The 18,127-nt window shown below is 63.2% G+C and carries 14 protein-coding genes; 5 read left to right on the top strand and 9 right to left on the bottom strand.

Annotated features, from left to right (window positions below; all coding sequences use genetic code 11):
* Positions 1-46: 46 nt before the first annotated feature.
* From guaB to IPM12_09755, 3 genes are read right to left on the bottom strand one after another with little or no spacing between them, the layout of a single operon-like run.
* The gene (guaB, locus tag IPM12_09765) at positions 47-1,576 is read right to left on the bottom strand and encodes an IMP dehydrogenase (protein MBK9148084.1); all 1,530 of its coding nucleotides are present in this window, start codon (positions 1,574-1,576) and stop codon (positions 47-49) included.
* 32 nt (positions 1,577-1,608) lie between these two features.
* A complete protein-coding gene (locus IPM12_09760; GenBank protein ID MBK9148083.1) occupies positions 1,609-3,687 on the bottom strand; it encodes a gliding motility-associated C-terminal domain-containing protein in 2,079 nt (692 codons plus the stop codon).
* 44 nt (positions 3,688-3,731) lie between these two features.
* On the bottom strand, positions 3,732-4,682 hold the full coding sequence (locus IPM12_09755; GenBank protein ID MBK9148082.1) for a nitronate monooxygenase: 951 nt from the start codon (positions 4,680-4,682) through the stop codon (positions 3,732-3,734).
* Between the two features lie 152 nt (positions 4,683-4,834).
* Here IPM12_09755 and IPM12_09750 point away from each other — a divergent pair, with 152 nt between their 5' ends.
* Positions 4,835-5,800 carry an outer membrane beta-barrel protein gene (locus tag IPM12_09750; GenBank protein ID MBK9148081.1) on the top strand — a complete coding sequence of 322 codons (966 nt, stop codon included), beginning with the start codon at positions 4,835-4,837 and terminating at the stop codon, positions 5,798-5,800.
* A 78-nt stretch (positions 5,801-5,878) separates the two neighbouring features.
* On the opposite strand, the gene asnB is transcribed toward IPM12_09750, so the two are convergent.
* From asnB to IPM12_09720, 6 genes are all read right to left on the bottom strand, one after another.
* Positions 5,879-7,750: an asparagine synthase (glutamine-hydrolyzing) gene (gene asnB, locus IPM12_09745; GenBank protein ID MBK9148080.1), complete on the bottom strand. Its 1,872-nt coding sequence runs from the start codon at positions 7,748-7,750 to the stop codon at positions 5,879-5,881.
* 28 nt (positions 7,751-7,778) lie between these two features.
* Positions 7,779-8,714, bottom strand: coding sequence for an NAD-dependent epimerase/dehydratase family protein (locus tag IPM12_09740; GenBank protein ID MBK9148079.1), 936 nt, complete (start codon positions 8,712-8,714; stop codon positions 7,779-7,781).
* Between the two features lie 61 nt (positions 8,715-8,775).
* Complete coding sequence (locus IPM12_09735) at positions 8,776-9,894, bottom strand: metallophosphoesterase (protein ID MBK9148078.1); 1,119 nt, start codon at positions 9,892-9,894, stop codon at positions 8,776-8,778.
* Entirely contained in the window at positions 9,891-12,281 is a 2,391-nt protein-coding gene (locus tag IPM12_09730) for a CotH kinase family protein (protein ID MBK9148077.1), read from the bottom strand. Before IPM12_09730 ends, IPM12_09735 begins: the two co-directional genes overlap by 4 nt.
* A 122-nt stretch (positions 12,282-12,403) precedes the next feature.
* Positions 12,404-12,961 (bottom strand): CPBP family intramembrane metalloprotease, encoded by a 558-nt coding sequence (locus tag IPM12_09725; protein MBK9148076.1) that lies wholly within the window; start codon positions 12,959-12,961, stop codon positions 12,404-12,406.
* Between the two features lie 114 nt (positions 12,962-13,075).
* Positions 13,076-14,086, bottom strand: a complete 1,011-nt coding sequence (locus IPM12_09720) for a T9SS type A sorting domain-containing protein (GenBank protein MBK9148075.1) — start codon at positions 14,084-14,086, stop codon at positions 13,076-13,078.
* Positions 14,087-14,175: 89 nt separating this feature from the next.
* Between IPM12_09720 and IPM12_09715 the strand changes: the two genes are divergently transcribed.
* The 4 genes from IPM12_09715 (at position 14,176) to IPM12_09700 (ending at position 18,121) form a co-directional block, all read left to right on the top strand.
* Positions 14,176-14,763 (top strand): nitroreductase, encoded by a 588-nt coding sequence (locus tag IPM12_09715; GenBank protein ID MBK9148074.1) that lies wholly within the window; start codon positions 14,176-14,178, stop codon positions 14,761-14,763.
* A gap of 3 nt (positions 14,764-14,766) precedes the next feature.
* Positions 14,767-15,102: a hypothetical protein gene (locus IPM12_09710; GenBank protein MBK9148073.1), complete on the top strand. Its 336-nt coding sequence runs from the start codon at positions 14,767-14,769 to the stop codon at positions 15,100-15,102.
* Positions 15,103-15,179: 77 nt separating this feature from the next.
* Entirely contained in the window at positions 15,180-15,935 is a 756-nt protein-coding gene (locus IPM12_09705; protein MBK9148072.1) for a hypothetical protein, read from the top strand.
* A 41-nt stretch (positions 15,936-15,976) separates the two neighbouring features.
* Complete coding sequence (locus IPM12_09700) at positions 15,977-18,121, top strand: hypothetical protein (GenBank protein MBK9148071.1); 2,145 nt, start codon at positions 15,977-15,979, stop codon at positions 18,119-18,121.
* Positions 18,122-18,127: the final 6 nt, after the last annotated feature.

The raw sequence follows: 18,127 nt of genomic DNA, 5'->3' as shown, positions 1-18,127 counted from the left end.
TTCACACAGAGTTTTGAAGGGCTCCGTGTTAGGCTCGACGCGCGAACTAGAGATGACTGTAATTCGGGGCCTCCCGCGTGATGTACACGTCGTGCGGATGGCTCTCCTTCACCCCGGCCGAGGTGATGCGGATGAACCGGGCATGCTTCAGGGCGGCCATGTCCGGCGCACCGCAATAGCCCATGCCCGCTCGCAGCCCGCCCACGAGTTGATGCACCACCTCGGCGAGCTTGCCTTTGTATGGCACCCGGCCAGAGATGCCTTCGGGCACCAGCTTCTTGATGTCGTCCTCCATGTCCTGGAAGTAGCGGTCCTTGCTGCCCTGCTGCATGGCCTCGATGCTGCCCATGCCACGGTACGCCTTGAAGCGGCGCCCCTCATAGATGATCGTCTCACCGGGGCTCTCCTCCACGCCCGCGAACATGCTGCCCACCATCACGGTACCGGCACCAGCGGCCAGGGCTTTCACTATATCACCGGTGTAGCGGATTCCGCCATCGGCGATGACCGGAACGCCGGTGTGCTCGATTGCGCTGGCACAATCAAGCACGGCTGAGAGCTGCGGCACGCCCACGCCGGCGATCACGCGCGTGGTGCAGATGCTCCCTGGGCCAATGCCCACCTTCACCGCATCGGCGCCGGCCTCTACCAGCGCGCGCGCGGCTTCCGCCGTTGCGATGTTGCCAGCCACCACATCGACGCTGGGGAATGCAGCCTTCACCTGCTTCACCATGCTCATCACCCCCTTGGTGTGTCCGTGGGCGGTATCAATCACCAGTGCATCCACCCCGGCATCAACAAGCGCCTTCGCGCGGTCCATGGTGTCGGCGGCGATGCCAATGGCGGCGGCCACGCGCAATCTGCCCAAGCGGTCCTTGCACGCATGCGGATGCTGCTTCAATTTCAGGATATCCTTGTAGGTGATCAGGCCCACGAGCTTGCCAGCGAGATCCACAACGGGCAGCTTCTCGATCTTGTGGCTCTGAAGCACGTCCTCGGCTTGCGCCATGGTGGTATCCGGCTTGGCCTTGATGATGTTCTCGGAAGTCATCACCTCTGCCACGGGCCGGGCCATCTTCTTCTCGAAGCGCAGGTCGCGGTTGGTGACGATGCCGACAAGGAGATTGGCCTCATCGACCACGGGTATGCCGCCGATCCGATTCTCGGCCATCAAGCGCAGCGCATCGCCCACGGTCGCAACGCGGCTGAGCTTCACCGGGTCGAGGATCATCCCGCTCTCGCTGCGCTTCACGCGGCGCACTTCGGCTGCCTGCTCGGCGACAGGCTGGTTCTTGTGGATCACGCCGATGCCACCCTGCTGGGCGATGGCAATGGCCAGCTCAGCGCCGGTCACCGTGTCCATGGCGGCGGAGACCACGGGCACATTGAGGCGGATATTGCGTGAGAAGTGCGAACGGACGTCCACGTCGCGCGGCAGCACCTCGCTGTACGCGGGCACCAAGAGCACATCGTCGTAGGTGAGGCCCTCGCCGGTGAACTTGTCTTGGGGCAGCTTGCCGTTGGCTGGCAGCGGGCGAACGCCCGTTGCGGGCGCTGAGGTTGCCGATCGTTCCATGCACAAAGGTAGATCGGTGCGCCGAAGGTCGATCATTCGTCGCGCAGGAGCAGCACGGTGCCGCGCTTCACCACCATGCGGCCCGCCCCGTTGCGAACACTGCAGTAGTATGCATACATGCCCTGAGGCATCACCTGGCTGCCCACCACGCCATCCCAGCCTACCTCGACCTGCTCGGTCTCCCAGATCACTTGGTTCCATCGATTGATGATCAGGAAGCGGTATTCCGCCACATCGCCGAATGCGATGATGGGCCTGATCTCGCGGTTCGCCTCAATGGGGCTGCCCACGATGAAGGCGTTCGGGATGTAAATCAGTTCCTGCTGGAAAGCGCAGGCAATGTTGCTGGATGAATTAGCATTGATGCCTGAGGGGTTGCCGGCCTCGATGGCCTCCACGTAGTAGCAGAAGTTCCCCGTTTCCGAAGCGTAGGCGTTCACGTCGTCGGCGAATTCCCAAGGGTCGCTCGGCAGGTTGGCGATCGGCTCAAATGGCCCGTCGTCAACACTGCGATGGACCAAGTACCCCGCCACCGCGCCCGCCCACTGGATGTACCCGTTCCAAGTGAGACGGTTGATGCCGTCCAGTCCAGGGTCCGCTTTCAATACGATGTTCGCGCCGAGGTTACTGGCCACCGAAGCCCGCCCGCAACTGTCGAGCACCTGCATGCGGTAGCGATAACCGTTGATCGAGGGGTCCACGCCCGCGTCGGTATAGGTGATCACCGGGCCTGCCGTGGCCGGGAACACGGCCACCTGCTCATAGGCCGCGCCATTCACCGAGCGCTCCAGACGGTAACCGCTAACCTGCGCATTGAAGTCCACGCTGTCTATCACGGTGATGGCATCCGGCGCGGTGACCGTGACCGTGCGGATGTAGTTCCCGACGGGCAGTTGCGGGTATTCCGTGAAGCGGCAGGTCTTGTTGCTGAGCGAACCGGGTAGCCCTGGTCCTTGGATGGCCTTCACGATGTAGCAATAGGTGTTGCCCGGCTGCACCTCGTGCTGGTAGCTGGTGGCCTCACCCGGCAGGTTGGCCAGCACCGCCCAAGCACCGCCATTGAATTGAGCCAGGATCTGGATGCTCTGCGGCGCCCAGCCCACATATGGCGACCACAGGATCCGCGTTCGGGCCGCGCACCGGTCGTATTCGGTACGGGCGAACATGGTGCTGTGCGAGGCTCCCGTCGCGCTGGTGTTCGGGCTGGGCGGCGTGCCCGAGAAGCACGTGTCGAACGAGGCGATGGTGAAGGATTCCGGCCCGCCGAACGGATAGCTGTCTGGCCAGGTGTAGCTATTGTTGAATTGCCCAAAGACGGTATCGATGATCACCGCACCGCCAGCTCCGTTGTACACGATGATGTAGCCATCGGTGTCGGGCTCCGGGCTGGCCCCCCAGGTAATGTTGCTCAGTCCGCTGGTGCTATCCACGCTCACGGCTTGGATCACCGGGACCGAAGGGGGCGTGACGTCCCGGAACACCTCGCCATCGCGGTTGCTGAAAGAAACGCAGCCGTTGGCATCGGCTAGCCCCACACGGAAGGTGAGCGAATCCTCGCAGATATCCACCACCCATTGATAGGCGAATGCGGTGGTGGGAACCGTGGCGATCTGCGTCCAGATGCCGATCGGGTGCTCGAGCCAGATGGTGAAATCGGTGGCTGCGGAGCTCGCGGTCGATGGCGCATTCCAAGAGAGGTTGGCGCTGCCCAATGGCGTGCTCTGGAAGACCTGCAGGAAGAGCGTGGCGATGGTGTCGCTGGGGGCCGATACCTCCGGCGGCACCGCATTGCTCTCTGAAGCCATGTAGTAGAACTGCGGGCCAGCATTGGCACCTGCCCCTGCATGGAAATAGGTGGTCGTCCCGCAGGCCACATTCGCTAGCAAGGCGAATGGCCCCAAAGGCGAGTTGGCGTGCCAGATCTGGTATTGCCCGCAAGTGCCGTTGGGGTCCGGAGGAATGGACCATGAGAGGTTCACATCGCCGCTGATGTTCACCGAAGCGCAGCGCGGCGCTGGTGGATCGGGTGCTTGGGCAACGGCCTCAGGAAGCAGAAGGAGGCTGCCCATGAGCAGGATCCCGACGATGACCAGCGGCCGCAATTGGTTCACGGCTATAAGACGCTCAGCCGGGGAGCCTTGTTGCCAGTGCTGCATCATCCGTTAAGCATCGGTGCCAATTGCTGACGGGCCTGTTCGTATTCGGACAACATGCGTCCTAATATGGTTGCGGCAGGCAGGATCTCGGAGAAGCGGCCGCTTGCTTGGCCGATCTCCAACTCGCCCTCAGACAAATCACCTTCGAACATGCCCTTCTTCGCTCTACCACGCCCGAGCAATTGCTTCAATCCTTCGAACCCAACCCCCTGCTTGTAAGCCGATTGAACCTGTTCGAAGAAACCGTTCCGCAGCAGCCTAACGGGCGTGATTTCCTTGAGCGTGAGCAACGTGTCGCCTTCACCTGCATCAGCCACGCGCTGCTTGAACGCCTGATGCGCCGAACTTTCCTCGGAGCAGACGAATCGGCTTCCGACCTGCACACCTTCAGCCCCCAAGGCCATGGCGGCCAGCATGCTCCGCCCATCGCAGATGCCTCCTGCCGCAACCAAGGGCAGGCCAATCGCATCGCGCACCATGGGCACCAGCACCATGGTGGTGGTCTCCTCGCGGCCATTGTGCCCGCCTGCCTCGAAGCCCTCGGCCACCACGGCATCAACACCGGCCTTCTCAGCCTTCACAGCGAACTTCACGCTGCTCACCACATGCACCACCTTGATGCCCCGCTCTTTCAGCCATGTGGTCCAGGTTGCCGGATTGCCGGCTGAGGTGAACACGATGGGCACCCCTTCTTCAGCGATGATGGCCATGTGCTTCTCGATGTCCGGATAGAGCATCGGCACGTTCACTCCGAAGGGCTTGGCGGTGGCGGCTTTGCACTTGCGGATGTGCTCCCGGAGCACTTCCGGGTACATGCTCCCGGCACCGATCAAGCCAAGCCCTCCGGCATTGCTCACCGCCGAGGCCAGTCGCCAGCCGGAGCACCAGATCATGCCCGCTTGCACCAACGGGTATCGGATGCGGAAAAGGCTGGTGATGCGCGGCTTCATCGTGCTTTTGCGAAAGGCCGGCAAATCTAGGCTCACCCGAATGGGCAGACATGGAAATGACTGTTGAAAAAGCCTTGCCGATGAAGATCGTTCATGTTGCCGGTTCTTTCCTAAGTTTGCGCGTCATCCATCACGCTCCCAACGCCTTGCGCATGCGCCTTGCTACGCTACGACTTCCGCTCCTCTTCCTCGCTCTGGCAGCCCTGTCAACGTCAAGGGCCCAATATGCCTGGGACATCGGTTTCCACATCGGCGGAGCTAACTACTTGGGCGAGATGGGCGGCAAGGACCAGCCCCGTCGCGATTTCATCTGGGACATGAAGCTAAGCCAGACGCGCTGGGCCATCGGAGGCTTCGCCCGGCGAAAGCTGAACCGGTCATTCTCCATCAGCACCGGCTTGATGTATATGCGCCTGCAGGGCGCGGATGCCCTCACCGAGAGCTATCGCCCGCGTCGTGGCCGCAACCTGAACTTCCGCAACGACCTGATTGAATGGTACCTACGCCCGGAGTTCACCATCTTCCAGGATAATGATGTCGGAGGCCGGGGCCGTTACAAGACTGACTTCCGGTTGTTCGGATACGTGGGCGTCGGCGTGTACTACCACAACCCGAAAGGGCAAATCAACCGCGAGGGTGCCTATTACAACCTGCAGCCCCTCACCACCGAGCTCGTTGACTACTCGCGCATCGGCGTTAGCATCCCGGCCGGGATCGGCTTGCACTTCACCAAGAAGCGCCGGCACCGCTACGGCTTCGATATCGGCTGGCGCACCACCTTCACCGATTACATCGACGATGTGAGCACCACCTACAAGAATCCGGATTTGCTTCCGGGAGGTGCTACCGGCGATGCGGCTCAACTGGCTGACCAAAGCTCTTACGCTTACGCGCTTGACCCCACCCTGCCGGACCCGAATAACTATGGATGGGGCTCGTTGCAAGCCAATGGCCAGCCCGAGAACATCCGCGGCGATCCCACGCACAACGACAGCTACCTGACCATGACCTTCACGTACAGCTATGTGCTGCGCGGTCAATCCAACTTCTACCGCCAGCGCTACAGCTGGATCCGTGGCGGGAAGCGCGTGGGCCGCAAGTCGAGGGCGAAATTCTGATTGCGCTTAGCCGCGGGCCTTGCCCGTCGGAATACGAAGGCCGGGCCAAAAGCCCGGCCTTCGCATGGAATGACACGCCTATTCGATGCCGTGCCGCTCGAGCCAATCGCCCAGGACCACCAGCGACCAGAGCCGCGACCAATTCACGCGCTGGTCACCGGCCAGGAAACGCCGCCATAGGCCCGCCACGGCTCCTTTCCGGAACTCGGGCCTGCGCTCGAGGTAGGCGATCCGCGCTTCGCAGAATGCACGAAGCTCGTTGCGCATCCAGAGCTCCCACGGAAGCGTGAAGCCCATCTTGGGGCGGTTCACGATCTCCGCTGGCAACAGGTCGCCGAGCGAATCGACCAAGAGCTGCTTCGGAGTGTGCGGGTACTTCTGCGCATCGCTCACGCCGAGCACGAACTCCACCAATTCATGATCAAGGAAGGGCACGCGCACCTCGAGCGCATGCGCCATGCTCATCTGGTCCGTATCGCGCAAGAGCACGCTTTGCAGGTAGGTCGACAGTTCGCCCAAGGACACCTGGCTCAGCAAGGGCAATGCATGACCGCCATCGTCGCGGATCAGGGCGTGCATCATCTTCGCCACACGATTGGCCGGCATGGCATCGCGCCTCAGCAGTTGCCGCAGCTCGGAATCGGTGCGGGTGAGCCGGGAGACCGGGAAGGTGTCATCGACGCTGAAAGAAGCCAGTCCAAGCAGCGCACCGAGCTTCTCACTGGTGATGCCCGGGCGGGCAAGCGCAATGGCCGTTGCGGCCAATGACCTGAGCCCTCGTGGGAACTGCGTCACCCATCGTTTCTTCCACAAGGCGATCGTGCGCGTGAATACCGGATAGCCGGCGAAGACCTCATCGCCGCCCAGTCCGCTCAGGGCCATGGTGATGCCGGCCTCCTTGGTCACCTTCGAGACCAAATAGGTGTTGGAGCCGTCGGCGCTGGGATGGTCCATGGCGGCGAGGGCATCGGGCAGCAGACGAAGCATGTCCGCCGGCTGCACGCGGATCGCGGTATGCTCGGTGCGGAACTTCATCGCGACGATCCGCGCGTACTTCTCCTCGCTGAAGGCCTCTTCATCGAAGACCACCGAGAAGGTGTGGACCGGCTGCGCGCTGGCCTGCGCCATGAGCCCTACCACCGCACTGCTGTCGATGCCGCCGCTGAGGAATGCGCCGAAGGGCACATCGCTCACGAGCCGTTTCTCCACTGCACGAGAGAGCCGATCACGCACCTCTTTCCGCACCTGCTCGATCGGCAAGCGCTCCGCGGAACGGTCCACTGCGGTGACCAGGTCATACCATCGCCCGGAGCGCACCTCTTGGTCGTTGATCCGCAACCAATGACCGGCCTCCAGCATGCGGACCCCCTGCACCATGGTTGCGGGCGCGTGAACGGTCTGGTAGCGGAGGTGATCAACGAGCGCATCGGAGTCGAGGCGGCGCGGCACCATTCCGGTGGCCAGCAGGGCACGCAGCTCGCTCGCAAAGAGCACATGGCGATCGTCGCGGTACCAATAGAGCGGCTTGATGCCCATGCGGTCGCGGGCGATGAAGAGCTCGTCGCCCGCGGCATCGTGCACCGCGAAGGCGAACATGCCATGCAGCCGGTGAAGGCAATCGGAGCCCCAGTGCGCGAAGGCTGCCAGCAGCACCTCGGTGTCGGAGCCTGTGCGCCAGTCCCAATCGAGCTGCTTCCTCAGCTCTCGGTAATTGTAGATCTCGCCGTTGAAGGCGAGGGCGTAGCGGCCATCGGTGCTCACGAAGGGCTGGTTGCTGCCGGCCGAGAGGTCGATGATGCTGAGGCGCCTGTGGCCGATCACGCTGTTGCCCCGCCTCAGCACGCCGGTGGCATCAGGGCCGCGGTGGGCCATGGCGCCGGTCATGCGATGGGCCAGGGCCTCCGGGTCGGTAATGCCTTCAAGCCCGTGGATGCCCGCGATGCCGCACATGTTCAGTCGGAGCGTAGGCGCCGATGGATCAGTTGGACACGGTGGCGAGTGCGATGATGCGCTCCAGCCCTTCGCGCAATGGAAGCGGCTCGCGGCCCAAGAGCGCCCGCATGCGGGTGATGTCGGGCATGCGTCGCGTCATGTCGCCCTCTTCCAGCGGCGGCAAGTGAACGATGCGCGAGGAACTGCCGGTGATGTCGATGATCATGCGCGCAAGGTCCTTGATGGGCAATTCAGCATCGCTCCCGATGTTGACCACATCGTTGAGCACCTGGTTGCCATGGAATGCCGCGAGGCAGGCATCGGTGTTGTCATCGATGTAGCAGAAGGTGCGCGTCTGCATGCCATCACCATACAACGTGATGTCGTCATTGGCCAGCGCGGCGCGGATGAACTTGCTCACCACGAAATCGCGGCTCTGTTTGGGGCCGTAGGTGTTGAAGAAGCGGAACACCGTGTACTCGAGCCCGAATTCCTTCTGGTAGCTGCGCAGGAAGGCCTCGCCGATGTTCTTCACGATGGCGTAGGGCAATTTGCTGTTGAGCGGCGTGGTGCGCTCGTTCTGCGGGATCTCCACCGGCTCGCCGTACACCTCGCTGCTGCTGCTGTAGAGCACGCGCTTCACGCCGGTGTTCTTCGAGAGGTCGAGGATGTTGCGGATGCCGTCGATGTCGCGCAGCACCATCACCGGATTGTCCGTGGTGCGCTTCACCCCCACCACGGCGGCGTAGTGGAACACGTAGTCGAAGCCATGGGCGTAGAACACCGCGCTGATGTCCTCGAACCGGTTCACATCGCACTTGATGAACCGCAGGTTGGCCGGCAATTGCACAGGCAGCTTGCGCCGGTCGCCGGTGAGGAGATTGTCCACCACCGTGACCTGGTTGGCGGGATCGCTGGCGAGCTTGAGGGCGAGGTCGCTGGCAATGAAGCCGGCGCCGCCGGTGACAAGGATGCGTGACATGATTCTGCGAGGCGGTGAAGGTAGTTGGCGGCAGTTGAGCGGAGGGGGCTGCGGAAGCAGTTCACCACCGGTGATAGAGCCGCCGCGCCAAGGAGACGAGGACGATCGCAAAGGCTGCCCCCCACCAGAACTCAGAGCGCGTGAGGGTGCGCTTGATCAGGTACGGAAGCAAGCGCCAATTGAAGCCCTCTCCCCTGCCCGACTGCGCGCGCCACCAGGCCGCATCGTAGGTCCCCGGCGCTTGCAGCTCCTGCCCTGTGAGCGAGATCGCGCTCCATTTCACGGTATCGGGATGCACATCGGCGATCAGCAGTGCATCGCGCGGCTCATCGCGGATGGCGCATTGGATGTAGGTGATGTTGGGCGCGTGCTGCTGGAAGAAGATGCTGCTGGGCGCCTGCCCGCCCAGGCTTCCGCTGATCCAATAGACCTGCGCGTGCTCGGCGATCCGCTGCAGAATCGGAAACACCTCCTTCCGGAAGTTGGTGCCCGTGAGCGAGCGCGTGTTGTCCTTGAAGAGGTCGGAGTATTGCAGGTCATCTTCGGCCCAGATCGGGCGGTGGGAGATGATGAAGACAGGCAACGTCGATTCGCTCATTGCAAGCTTCGACAACCGACCTAGATCATAGGATGAAAGACTTCCATCATTCAATTCCGTGTCAAATACAAGGATCCGAGCAAGAACATGATTGATGAGAAGTAATTCCCCGGTGGCCGAGTCTGGTTCGATAGTATGATACGCCAGATCCAAGGATGCCTCATCAGCCATTTCCGAAGTCGAACCGCTCCGATCATGGTTCCCGGGCGCGTTGAAGAAGGGCACCTTCAACTTGCTGAATAACGCGCGCGCGTACCGCGCGCTGTCCTTCCTCGCATCCATATAAAGATCGCCGGTGCTGAGGAAGAGCTGCGCGCCGAGAGCATTGATGGTATCGAGGTTGGCGAGCAGCGTAGAGGCCGGATATCCGCTGCGATTGCTGCTCTCACCGTGGAAGTGCCCACCGATGAGGATGCGGTACTGGCCCGTGCTATCGGCAGGCAGCACCTCAAGGCCATTGAAAGGCGAGCGTTGCGCGAGAAGGGTGGCGCTGGGATAAAGAGAAGAAGCGAAGAAGAGGATGCGGACGATGCTCAGCGCTTGGCTGCGGCTCTGGGCGCGAGACTTGGTGGAACCGCTCATGGCGCCACACCGCTTAAGGACTTCCCATCGAGCGTCACCTCATTGCCCTCGCCGGGAACGATCTCCTTCCCTCCTGCGGTGATCGAGGTGGCCTTCAACCCAACCCGGCCCGGGCCGCTGATGCGCTCCTGGTCCTTCACCACGATGCCGTCGCCCTTCGCCTCGATCGCGCACTTCACGACTTCCAGTTCCGAACCATCGCGCACCTCAATTCCATCGCCATCGGACCCGATGCGCCCTCCTTCGATCACTGCTTCGCCCTGCACGCTGAGCTTCAGCGCTGCGCCCTTGCCGCCAAGCAGCACGCCATTCTTCCAAGCAACGCTTCCCCCGCGCATGACCAGGGCATCGTCCTTCGCGCCGCGCACCTCGCATTCATCCGCTTGCACGACCGAGGCGATCGCTGTGAGACCGTCATCGCCGCCGGCGAATACGACCTCCTTCATCTTCACCGTGCTGCGTACGACTGTGAAATGGTCACTTGCGCTGGTGGTGGCGAACGCGCAATGCGACATGCGCAACGGCGACTCCTGAACAAGCATGGTGCCCGCTCCTTGCACCATAACGCCTTCCAGCACTGATTCCTTCCGGCACTCCAGCAGCTGCAGCTCGCCGTCGTTCACGATTTGGATAGCCGCTTCGTTCAGGCCTTTCCATTCCAACGGCGACCGCGACCGCAGCCTCACGCCCTTGGCGATGCGCAGATTCAGCGGTGCCGTGGCCCGCACCGTGTAACCGGCCGGCAATTCAACATCCGCAGCGATGGACCAATCCCCGGGCTTGATCGTGATCACACGCGCCGTGTCATCGAAGGCCAGGAAGGGCAATGCGAGCGGATCAGCGCTGGACATGCGTGCGATCGCCTCGCCGTCGAATAAGGCATAGGGGAAGACCTCCACGTTCCGTTTCACCGAAGCGCCGAGCACGGAGCACTCGAGCTTCAGGTCGCCGCGCTCCACCTTCTGCTGCACGGCGAAGCGCAGTTCCATCGGCTCGCCCACACGGCCCGGCTTGCGCACCGGCACGATGGACCTGCCGATCACGGTAGCACGCGCGCCGTCGGGCAGCAGCAGCGCATGCACCTCGATGGGCAATCCTTCAATGGGCACCACGGTCACGCACACGGTGTCCGGGCCATTGTCACGCAGGTAGGCGTGCAGCGGCTTGGGCGGATCGAGCAGCTTGCGGATGATCTTCTGGTTGCTGTAATAGACGCTGCGATCGAGTTCCTTGTATGGGAACTCGCGGTAGAGCGTGGCGCTGGCGCTGTCGAGCGCGGGACCCAACGCGGCAAAGGCGCTATCGAGCCAGGCCGCGCGGCTCACGCGCTCCAGATGCTGCACATAAGCGCGGAAGAGCGCTTCGTCGTTGAACCATTGGGTGTGCAGGTCCATGCCCGGCTCCTGGCGCCCGATGTACTTGTTGCTGCCCGCCAAGGAGCGGATGCCGTGCGCGCTGAAGCTCTCGTAGCTCACGGGCTCCACGCGCTTGGCGAGCGGATCGTAGTAGAACTTCACGTCGCTGAAGTCCATGCTATGGTGGCCGCCCACGAGGTCGAGGATGGCATGATGGCGCGCGATGCGATCCGCATCGAAGACCTGGGAGGCGCTGAGCCGTCCGCGGCGGAAGCCATCGACCAAGGCCACGGCTTCCTCGAATTGCGCGCGCGCCTCCTTGTCCTTCTCCAGCTCGCTGCTGCCGAATGCATCGAGCGATGCGGCTTGGTACGCTGCGAAAGGCTCATCGAAGCGCAGCTTGTTCATCTCGTTGAGGCGGTGCTCCCAGAACAGCGCGGGATCGAAGCGGAAGAGCGGGCCGGGCGCACGACCGTTGCGCGCGAGCAGTTCAGGGCCGAAGTGCTCCTCGTATGCGTAGATGCCGAGGTCATCGTCGTTGAGGCGAACGCGCACGAAGCCGTACTGGAGCGCAGCCACGCCTTCCGCCTGCATGAGCCGGTGGTAGAGCCAATCGCAGAGGTAGTTGCGCGTGCCGGGATGCTGCAAACTGAAGCGCTGCATGCCCTTGAAGCCGCCATCCTTCTTGGCGATCACGCGCAGGCTCCACTTCTTGCCCTCCACGTGATCGGTGAGCTTGCCCTTGATCCGCACCTTGGCCTTGAAGGCGCCTGCACCACCATCGACCTCGGCGGGCACATAACTGTTGCCCTCGGGCAGGATCACGCCTCGCGCGCGGGCCTCCTCCACCACACGCTCAATCTCCTCCAGGTCGTGAGCCTTGATGGTGATGGCGATGGTCTCAGGCTCATGCGCGAATGCCTTGGGGTAGTTGCGCGCCAGTTGCTTCACAAAGACCGCCAGGCCCGGATGCCGCTTGCTCTTCAGCAGCCGGTCGGCACCAAAGCCGCCTACCAGGAGCACCGCGGCCATGCTGCCCAGGACCCATGGCCAGCGGCGTTTGCGCGGGGCTTTTGCGGTTGGTCTGGTCGGCTTCGGCATGCCCTGATCGGAAGGGCGGCGAAGGTAGCGCGGTGGGCTGAGGCGGGGCCTCGTCAAGGATTTCGTGGAGCGCCGTTCTTGAAATCGACGGACTCCGCCGCGAGCCTCCTGATCAGCACCGCATCGATCACCGCGTGCGCGGTCATCGCCAGCAGCAATCCGCAGTGATCGGCAGCCCAGCCGATGCCGAGCATGGCGATGGTCAGGAAGAGCCCGTAACGGAATAGCGGACCGTTGCGCAGCGGCAAGTAACCGTGCAGTGCCACGAAGAGCACGGCGGTGAGCGGGATGCCGAGCCAGTATTGCACGGCACCGCGGAAGAGAAGTTCCTCCCCGATGCCTGCACAAAGCGAAACCGCTAGCTGCAGCGACCGATCGGGCATGAGCTCGCGCACCAGACCTGCGTAGCGAATGCGCACTTCAATCATGTCAGGCCGCGCGATGATCCACCACCCGATCCATGCGATGACGAGCCCCGCACCGGTGCCAACGACCGCCTGCAAGCCCCATTGCCAAGGCCCGAGCAGGATCGCGAACGCATCACGACCCTGTACCTGCGCGATCAGCAACCAGCCGCCGCCGCCCATGCCCACGAGGGTGAAGGCCGCCATGGCCCAAGCCCAACGTGATGAACGTGACGGATCCGCTCCACGGTGATCATGCATGCGCCAAAGGAAACGCGCCCTCCCGCGAACGGAAGGGCGCGTTTCCAAATGCCTGGTTACCTATTGCACCACCACACGTTGCACGCGGCGATCGCCGTTGAGCGCGGTGACGCTCACCAGGTAGGCGCCAGCACGCAGGTGCGCCGTGCCGACCAAAGCACGATCACTGCTCAGCGTGAAGCCCTCGACGATGCGGCCCGCTGCATCAGCGATCTCCACGCGCGCTCCGATGCCGTCGGCCACCTCGATGGTAAGCGGCCCATCGGTGGGGTTCGGATAGGCGGTGAACACGTCCTCGTCGGAGAGACCCTCCGGCAGGCCCACGACAAAGCCCTCCCCGGTCCACTCAGCGCGCTTGGTCACGGCCCAAGCGCCGCCGTTGATCTGCACGGAATCGACCTGCAGCTTCAGCTTCGGATACCGAGCCATTGCCTGGTAGTAATAGTTCACGGTTTCGATGCGGACCGTGGTAGCGATCGCAGCGGCATCGGTGATCTGGCGGCGCACCCTCACGCGAAGCACATCGTGCTGGTAGTTGCTCGGCAATTGCAACTGCCCGTAGGCATCGGCGATGCCGGTGATGGTGCCGGTGCGCGTGACCGGGAAGCCGCTGATGGAATAGCTGGCTGCGTGCTGATCGGTCCATGCCGTGAGATAGGTGCAGGGAAGCTTCAGCTCCGTGAAGGGATCGGAGTAATTGATCACCCCGCCGGTCAGGTTGGTGCGCGATCCCACTTGCACGAGCCCATCGGTATCCACGTCCCAGAAGGTGGTATCGGTGCCTCCATCGGTGCTCAGAAGCGATGCGCTAGGCACGAGTGCCGCGCTGGGCGTCACGGATGCATTGAACCAGCGGTAATCGCGGTTGCCTGTGTTCGGCATGAGCATGTTCCAGTAATGCCAGGTGACATTGGTGCCTCCCCCGCCGATGGAGGTGAAATCCTCGGCCGAGTGAACGCTGAATTGCATCCCATCGAGCGGGACATCGTTGGCAGCGGTGAGGGTGGGTTGGGCCTGTGCGGCGAGGCCGAGGAATGCGCCCATGGCGGGCAGCGCGTAACGAAGGTGCATGGTTCCGTTCTGGTTTAAGGTGGCGGAAGGTATGACGGGACGTGCTGGCGCTTCGCTGCCTGAACGGGGCCAATGCTTCTCTTTGCGCCATGAAATTCAGCGTGAGCGAGATCAGCGAGCTCATCCGGCACCGCCGTACCATCTACCCGAAAGACTACACCAGCCGCGAGGTGCATCGTGAAGTGGTGGAGCGCATCCTCACCAATGCCACGTGGGCGCCCACCCATGGCCTCACGCAGCCTTGGCGCTTCACGGTTTTCACGGGAGCAGCGCGCGATCAGCTCGCGGATTTCCTCGGCGAGACCTATCGCGCGAGCACGCCACCGGAGAAGTTCCTCCAAAAGAAACTCGACAACATGACCCAAAGGCCGCTCCAGAGCAGCGTGGTGATCGCCATCGGCATGGAGCGCGATCCCAAGGGGAAGATCAGCGCGCGCGATGAGCAATGGGCCGTGGCCTGCGCCGTGCAGAACATGCACTTGACCTGCGCAGCCTATGGCCTCGGAGGCTTTTGGGCTACCGGCGGACCCATGACCGGTGAAGCCATGCGCAGGTTCCTCGGACTCGGTGCCGATGGCCAGGCCATGGGCCTCTTCTACCTGGGTTATCCGGCGATCGAATGGCCCAGCAGCCATCGGCGTCCCCTGGAAACCGTGACGGACTGGCGAACCGCCTGAGCCATGCAGCTGCCCAACCTCACCAATTTTTCTGAGCACCCAACGGACGACCAATGGCTGGTCTTCCGCTTCCACAGCGAAGAGCAAGCCTTGGAGTTCGAGGAAGCGCTGCGCAACGGGGGCTTGCGCCACGAGCGCGATCCAGAAGGCGGTCCGCCCTTCCTGGTGGCCGCGCGCCGGGCCGATCGGGAGCGGGCCGTGCGCTTCAATTACACGGTGATGGGCCGCCATCGCGAGCCCTTCATCGCGAACAAGCCGCTGCGCTGGGGGTTGATCGCCTTGCTCGGCGTGCTGCTGGCCCTGGCCGCAGTCGGGGCAATCCTGCAGCATGCGCGCTGATCGCGTTGCCTGCACCGGCACCGCCTCTTGCAGGAATGCAGCACCGACCATGTCCGGCGCGCGGCATCTTTGGCGCCATGCGATCATTGGTCATCGGACCGTTTGCTTGGGCCCTCTGCGCATGCGGAACGGCTGTCGCGCAGGTGGGCGTCACCACCGTCGGGATCCAGGTGAAGCCCGTGATCGCCATCGATTATTTCGAGCCGGCCGTGGATGCCGAGCTCGAGCACCTTCGGTTCCGGGTTGAATTGCAGGGGGGGATCGCCTACGGCATGAGCGTGCGTGTGGGCCTGAGCCGCATGCTCAGCCTAGAGACCGGCATCGGCCAGATCCAACGCCGCTTCCGATTCAGCGCCGCCAACGACACGAGCGGCTACGATCGGAGCGGCAGCTTCCGCTACGTGGGCTACGAATTGCCCCTCACCGCGCTGGTGTACCTGCGGGTCGGCGAGCGCACCTGGATGAACACGGCCTTGGGCGCTTCCCTCGACTTCTATCCCAGCGATGCGCAGACCATTCTTGGAACGGGCGAGAGCGGCGTGTATGTATTCCGCCGGAATTGGGCGCAGGCCAGCGTGCTGGGCAACATCGGCTTCGAGTACCGTACGGAGGGCTCCGGCTACTTCTACCTCGGTGCCACCTACCACCGCCCATTCACGGACATGGCCCAGGCCGATGCCACCTGGAGCTACTTCGGTCCGCCCGCCGTGCAGCGATTCACCACCAAGATGGCACTCTCGGGCACCTACCTCACCGTTGACCTCCGCTATTACTTCCACGAGGACCCCGACAAGGCGCGCTTGCGCAAGGAGCGGCAGCGGCGAAGACCGTGATCAGCGCCCCCGGGTACATTCGCGCGCAGCAAACGCACGCCATGACCCGCATCGCCCTGTCCGCACTCCTGTTGCTCCCCGCAACGCTCTTCGCGCAAGCGCCCAACGACAACTGCAGCAGCCCCATCGTCATCGCCTGCGGACAAGCGCTCGATGGCACCACAGAGGGCGCCACCGCCGATGCAGCGCCCACATGCGGCACCGCCGTGACCGCGCCGGGCGTGTGGTACATCATCGAAGGGAATGGCCAGCAGATCACGGTGAGCACCTGTCCCGATGAGCAGTACGACACCAAGCTCAATGTGTACACCGGCTCCTGCGGCGACTTGGTGTGCCTTTCGGGCAATGACGACGCGAATGGAGACGTGTTCTGCTCCACGGTGAGCTTCGCTTCCGAAGCGGGCATCCCTTACCTCGTGCTGGTGCAGGGCTATGATGGCGAGACCGGCCCATTCACGCTCACTGCCTCCTGCGAAGGAATCACATTCGATGTGTGCCAAGGCGCACTGCCCATCACCTGCAACCAGACCTACATTGGAAGCACCGAGAGCGCCACGCCCGATGCCGCCCCATTCTGCGAGACCGGGATCACAGCCCCGGGAGTGTGGTACAGCTTCGTGGGCACCGGGCAGCAGACCGTGATCAGCACCTGCCCCGATGAGCAATTCGACACCAAGCTCAACGTGTACACAGGTCCATGCGATGCGCTCGTATGCGCAACCGGCAACGACGATGCGGCCGATGGGGTGTACTGTTCCACCGTGACCTTCGTGGCGCAAACCGGCACCAACTACTTCGTGCTCGTGCAGGGCTACGATGGAGAGACCGGCCCATTCGAACTGTCGGTGAACTGCCTCAGTTGCGGCGCGCCGCTCAGCGCCAGCGTGCTTGCCACGGATGTGACCGCGACAGTGAGCTGGACCTCCACGAACACCTCGGCCACTTTCACCGTGGAATACGGCCCGGCCGGTTTCACCTTGGGCAATGGTACCGTGGTGAGCGGCACCGTTGGAGTCGATGGCCCGCCTGTGCAGCTGAACGGCCTCACGCCGACCACCGATTACGAAGTGTACATCCGCGAGCAATGCGGTGCGGACCTCAGCCCGATGGCGGGCCCGCTGGCCTTCACCACCCTCACCGATCCGCCAGCGGTGAACGCGCTTTGCGGAGGCGCCCTGCCCATTGCGTGCGGTGGCGAGGTCACCGGCAATACCGAGGGCGGATTGATCGCCGCGGCGCCGACCTGCGCCTCGGCCAACATCACCGCGCGCGGACTCTGGTACAGCTTCACCGGCAACGGCGACGACGCCACGCTAAGCACCTGCCTGAACAGCGGTTACGACACCAAGCTCAGCGTCTTCACCGGACCCTGCGGCGCATTGACCTGCGTGGCAGGCAACGACGATGGCCCGAATTGCCCCGGCAACACAAGCGAGCTCACCTTCCAGACAACGGCCGGCACGGATTACCTCGTGCTGGTGCATGGCTACGGTGCGGACGAAGGCGATTTCCTGCTCCGCTTGACCTGCACACCGGCATGCGCACCGGTGGAGAATGACGCCTGCACGGATGCCAGTGAACTCACCGTTCAGTTGCCCGGCGGTTGCGAGAGCAGCACGGGCACCACGGTCTGCGCCTTCGGCACGCCTTCTCCAAACCCGCCATGCGATCCGTACGCCAACATCGTGGACGCCTGGTACGCCTTCAGCGCGGGCTGGGCCACCGACCTGCAGCTGATCATCGAGGCAGGCACGGCAGGCATCGTGAATGCGGCGCTGTACACGGATTGCAGCGAACCCGTTTATATCGACTGCTGGACCGATATCGCCGCGCCGATCGACCTCGCCGGCCTGGCCCAAAACACTGATTACCTGGTGCGCGTGTGGAACGGCGGCGGCGCGGAAGCTGGGAGCTTCAGCATCTGCATGGAAGGCAATTTCAACCTGGCCATAGCTGACGGTGTCGCCACGCGTGAGCGGATCTGGCCCGTGCCCGCGCAGGGCATCGTGCAATTCGGCAACAGCGGTGCCTCCAGCGTTTTTCGCGTGCTCGATGCTCAAGGCCGATCGCTCCTGCAAGGCGCTGCGATCCACGGCGTGAACGCCATTCCCATCGGCGGCTTGGAAAGCGGCGCTTACGTCCTGGTGGTCGGTGAGCGGCCGATCGGCCGATTCGTCAAGGAGTGATCCTCC

This window comes from Flavobacteriales bacterium, assembly GCA_016716605.1.
Lineage (GTDB): Bacteria > Bacteroidota > Bacteroidia > Flavobacteriales_F > PHOS-HE28 > PHOS-HE28.
This window is presented reverse-complemented; position numbering and strand designations above follow the sequence as displayed.